2 protein-coding genes and 2 pseudogenes are annotated in these 4,965 nt (G+C 57.1%); 1 reads left to right on the forward strand and 3 read right to left on the reverse strand.

The genetic code is table 11. The features are described from left to right. A pseudogene (locus ACP96_RS18960) lies at positions 1–134 on the reverse strand (ISH3 family transposase); the annotation flags it as partial. A 259-nt stretch (positions 135–393) separates the two neighbouring features. Beyond that, positions 394–3,028 (reverse strand): annotated as a pseudogene (locus ACP96_RS17375) (Eco57I restriction-modification methylase domain-containing protein); the annotation flags it as partial. Between the two features lie 158 nt (positions 3,029–3,186). On the opposite strand from ACP96_RS17375, the gene ACP96_RS19675 reads away from it, so the two are divergent. Then, a complete protein-coding gene (locus ACP96_RS19675; RefSeq protein WP_237561703.1) occupies positions 3,187–3,999 on the forward strand; it encodes a uracil-DNA glycosylase family protein in 813 nt (270 codons plus the stop codon). A gap of 104 nt (positions 4,000–4,103) precedes the next feature. Here ACP96_RS19675 and ACP96_RS18330 read toward each other — a convergent pair whose 3' ends face one another. Continuing rightward, the gene (locus ACP96_RS18330; protein ID WP_082222613.1) at positions 4,104–4,784 is read right to left on the reverse strand and encodes a DUF4238 domain-containing protein; all 681 of its coding nucleotides are present in this window, start codon (positions 4,782–4,784) and stop codon (positions 4,104–4,106) included. Positions 4,785–4,965: the final 181 nt, after the last annotated feature.

Raw genomic sequence — 4,965 nt, forward strand, 5'->3', positions numbered from 1 at the left:
TAGTAGATGTCTTCAGCATCGATCTCGGCGTTTTCAGCGAGTGTGAGGGTGGCTTCCTCGTCAAGGGAGTTGACGAGGAAGTTAAGAAGCTGGTCCTCGTGGATTTCACCGTCTGCTTGCTTGGTATTAGACACACCTTCAGCAAGCAGACGTCTCAACTAACCGGCTTTGTGATGTACTGATTTTCTCGATCCATGGCCCCCCACGAACCAGAAATGGTTGTTCTGGGAGTTGAGATATCGATTCAATAGAATACTCTGTTAACTCTTCACCAGCAGACATGAGTTCCTGCGGTTCTATTAATGCGCCTCTGAGGGTGGGAGAACGTGAGGGATTTTTGCGACTCAGAAGGACCATCGGTTCATTTGATGCATCCTTGAATACGGAAGAGGTAAAGTCGATAATATCGATGGACTCAGATTGGTCTACGATATATTGTCGAAGATTCTTGAACGAGTTGTTGTTGAGAATACTGTGCGGAATAATGTAACCGAAGGTCCCCTTTTTTCTTGTAATGTTGTGTCCAAACTCTGTGAATGAGCCATATAGATCATATCTGTAGTCCCATGTCGACGAGGTGTTTTTCAGGTATTCGCGGAGAATCTCGGGTATCGAGTCTATAAATACGTACGGCGGATTACCGACAACCGCATCAAACCCTGCCTCGGCCATCTTCTCGCCTTCCGCGTCGAAGAACACCTCGGGGAACTCCAGTTCCCAGTGGAAGAAGTCCTGCTCGGCGGCCGTCGCCTGTGCCGCCGTAAACCAGTCCTCCCCACGAATCTCCGCCCAATCGGCTTCGTCCTCAATCGCTCCAGCCATCTGCTCGTAAGCGTCCTCCGGAACGTCACAGCCGAACTCCTCGGCAGTGTGGACGTTCGCTAACTCGAAAAGGCGCGTGTACAGCGGATCGTCGCGGATCTCGTGGTACAGATCCTCCATCGACTTGATCTCGTCGAGCGTCTCGTTGTCGTACGCGAGCAGGTCCGCCATCAGGTCCATCACATGTTCGAGCGTGTCCTGCCGAACACGTGCGAACGCCTGTGTGAGCGTGATCTGCCCGTCGTTGTCGCCCGGCCCGTCGTCGCTCAGGACCTCCGTGATGTCGCTCCCGACGAGCGAGTTGCCCGGCTTCACGTGGTGATCGAGGAACGCGAGCGGCTGGTCCGCGGCGAGCGTCTCCAACCACATCGAGAGCTTCGACAGCTCGACCGCCATCTCGTTGATGTCGACCCCGTAGATGACCTCCTTCGAGATCTGCCGGCGAATGTGCTGCTCGTCTAAGAACCCGGCCTGCTCGTCGAGTGCCCGCACTTCGTCCATCACCTGCTTCGAAAGGTAGCCCGTTGCCTTCGTGAGGAAGTGCCCGGATCCCATCGCCGGATCGAGGATGCTCAGTCCCTGGACCCGATTGAAGAACTCCGCGGCGTACTCCACCGTCTCGGGTTCGTACCCCTCCGCGCGGAGGTCCTCGTGAATCTCGTCGATCAGCGGGTCCACCGTCTCCTCGACGATGTAGGTGACCACGTAGTCGGGCGTGTAGTACGCGCCCGTCGCCTTCCGCTCACCCTCGTCGTTGACGACGTACAGCCCGCCCTCGTCGACGGTCTCGACCGCGTCCGCGACCGAGACCTCGTCGCCCGACTTCCATACTTGTCCGCCGTCCTCGGCGACCGCCGCGACGCCCTCCGGCCCCGCGATCCGGAACTCGTGTTCTAGGAGCCCCTCGTAGATTGACCCGAGGTGCCGCGTGTCGAGGTCGGCGTAGTCCGCCGGGACGTGTTCGCCCTCCTCGTTCTCTGTGGTCGACAACCAGTAGACTACCTCCGCGATGTACGGGTCCTTCACGTCGTTCTCGGTCAGGAACGCGTGGTCTTCACGGCTGAACAGCCCGCCGTTGTACGGCGGAATTCCAAGGTCTTCTTCGCCCTCGTCGATCAGCTCAAAAAGCTCGGAGAGCCGACCCCAGATCGATGAGGAGTACTGACTAAACTCCCGCTCGAACGCCGCGCCGGACTCGACGTCGAGCCCGTCGACCTCGTCGAGTATCTCCTCGCGCTTCGCTTCGAGACTGAAGTACTCCTGATACTCCTCGCTGGCGGTCGGATCGTCCGGATCGATCAACCCCCGCGACTCGGCATACAGGACGAACATCAACCGGTAGAGCAGCACCAGCGACTGCTCTTTCAGTTCGTCGGCGCTGAGTCCGTCCTCGTCGTTGGGATCGATCTCCAGATCGTTCGACTCGACGAATCCCTTGCCGAGGACCCGAAGCGCTCGGAACACGTTATCTTGGAGATCTTCCCCAAGTTCCTGTGCGGCCGTCTCCGATTCGGACCACACGTTATCGAGGAAGGAACTCCCGGCCGTCTCGACGAACGCTCCGGGCCGGAAGAAGACGTAGAAGTACTTGAACGCCTCTAGGTTCCCGCTCTCTAGAATCTCTGGCAGGTCGACCTCGTAGTAGGTCTGTGTCTCATAGTCCTTCGTCCCGTAGAGCCGCCACTTCTTCCCGTCAGTGAGGATCCCCCAGTTCAGATCGCCGGGAGTCCGTTCGAGGTAGAACTTGATCTGGTGAGACGCGTCGCGATACGACCGCTGTTCGGAGAAGAACTTCTCGAAGTCGGCGTCCCACTGCTTGGCTTCGAGGATCGACAGCGCCCGGGAGAAGTGCCCCCCCCGTCCCGCTGTCGAGCGCCTGCTTGGCGCTCTCCCGGCGCGTGTCCGCGTTCTCGAAGAGCAGCCGGTCGACGTAGCCCCCGCCGTCCGGGAGCGTCACCTCGGAACTCGTGCCGTACCCGAGGATATCGAGAACCTCGGCGATCCACGTGTCGATCAGTTCGTCTTCCTTGTAGGAGGGCAAGAGCGCTCCCTCCTGATTCCAGAGGTCACGAATCTGTTCGAAGGCTTCCTCAGCCTCCTCGTCACAATCCCACGCGTCGAGATCGGCAACGCGCTCGTCGAGATAGTAGCCAGAGAAGAGGCTGGAGTTCCGGTAGGGACCACTTCCGAGCGTCGCTTGGCTCATTGAATATCAAACCCACACGTCAGCGCGATTAAATAGATGACGGAGCGATTACCAACGCTGGATCGTTCTGATGGAGAGCGAAGGCGATGGTATTCAGATCGTTTACGACTCAGTTCACCCGAAGTATCAATTAGTCCGCTAGAGACCATTCGATACAAATGGACGAAACGACCGCTCGCAAACTCCTCTCGGAGATTGACGAGCCAACGGAGCCGACGCTCCGAGAGCTACAGCAGACGGCCATCAGTAGCGTCGAGACGGTCCTCTCGGACGCTGGATTTCCTACCCGAGAGGAGGTCAGCCGGCGGCTCTCATACACGTTCTACTACGACTGGGAGACTGACGATCCGGACATCGTCCTCCTCGTTCAGGATCCCGGGAACCTCCACGAACGTCACCTGTCGGAACTGCGTCTGCAGAATCCACTCGCCGGCGAATGTTCGGCTCGCGATCAAATCGGCGTCTACCGCGAGTTTGCCAAGAGCTGGCTGACCGGGCGAAACGCCGATTTCTCTGAACGCTTCTTCGAGACGCTCGCTCATCACGATCTTATTTCGCTCCCGAATGGCTGGCACCAGTACGTCGAATCCGGACAGTTCTATCAGGACTTCTACCTCGGCGACGTAGTGAAGTATCGCGTCGACGGTTTCGGAGTTGCCGCCGAGCGCGCCTCGTATCAACACCTCCTCGAACGGGAACTCCGAGCGTTGGATCCGAAGCTGGTGATCACCTTTGGGGGCAACGCGTGGCCGGCACTCCGACGCTCGACCGCGCCTGAACCCGTCATGGAGACGGACGCCGACCCAGAGAGCATCATGGCCATCCATGGGACACTCCACCGGATCTCCGAGCCGATCGACGCTCACGTACTCCCGTTAGCCCACATGAGCGGACAGGTCTGGTGGCGGTTCCCGCCCGACGAGTACATCTCGCGACTCAGCAAGGCGCTTGAACTTCTCGAACGCCAGTAGCGAACACGACAGGGCGTCGAATGCATCAATCCGATATAAGATACCGACTCTACTGAGTTCATTGTAGACGTGGGATGGTGGACGTGAATGTACCGGTAGGTAGCCTACGCAGCCTCTCGAAGCTCCTCAACGAAAGAGAGGTTATGTGAGTACTCTGTGAGAGCGACTGATTCACGATATTCAGCCTCAAAGATCGGCCGAATCGACTCGTTGTACCATTCTGTTCCACCGATTTGTGAATAGTGCTCTATCGCCAGCTTGTGTGCCCGTTTCATATGTTCTTGACTACATTGCGGCCCCCGCACGTAATCCGGATTTGGAAACGCATTACAAAGGATCGTCACAAGCTCGTTGAGGTATTCGTCCTCACCGACTGGACCGAATATCTCGCTGAAGGCTGAGAGTGGCTGTAACAGATTCAATTTGTGGATTTCTGTGGTTGACTCGATTATGTTCCTGCTTAGCCGCTTTTCGGGGTAGAGTGATTCCACATCGTATCGAGCCGGATGAAGTAGAGCGATTAGATGATTCGGGCCAATTGGATAGAATATCTCGACATTCTCGTTTGAGTTTGCGTCTTGATCTGCCTGTTGGGTTGGGTAAGTAACGACCGGATGGTCAGAAGTGATAAGCGGTTGTGTTGACCTGTTTTCGATCAAGAGCCACCCGAACTGCTGGAGGTTCTTATGACCACCACGGGTCACTTTTTCGACTGTCTCTGTCCACCCGCCTGAGTCAAATTCGTCTGTGTATCTTGAGAGTTCGTCAGCAGTTTGTCGAAACATCAGTCGATCACATCGACAGCCGCGTAATCTCGTCTGATGGCGATGAATCAGATGGAACTGGTCGTGGCGCGTCTTCGAATCGCTGGTGAGTGTGATCTTCAGGATGGACCGTCGCTGTCGGCGGCGCACTGCCGCCGACGCGACAGTGGTTGTCACTCACGAACGTGGAGCAAGCCTGGTG

Source organism: Halorubrum halophilum (assembly GCF_000739595.1).
GTDB classification, from domain to species: Archaea; Halobacteriota; Halobacteria; order Halobacteriales; family Haloferacaceae; genus Halorubrum; species Halorubrum halophilum.

Bases quoted from the DNA above. Each gene is read 5' to 3' on its own strand.
- ACP96_RS19675 (WP_237561703.1), top strand. From the start codon at position 3,187: ATGGACGAAACGACCGCTCGCAAACTCCTCTCGGAGATTGACGAGCCA.
- ACP96_RS18330 (WP_082222613.1), bottom strand. From the start codon at position 4,784: ATGTTTCGACAAACTGCTGACGAACTCTCAAGATACACAGACGAATTT.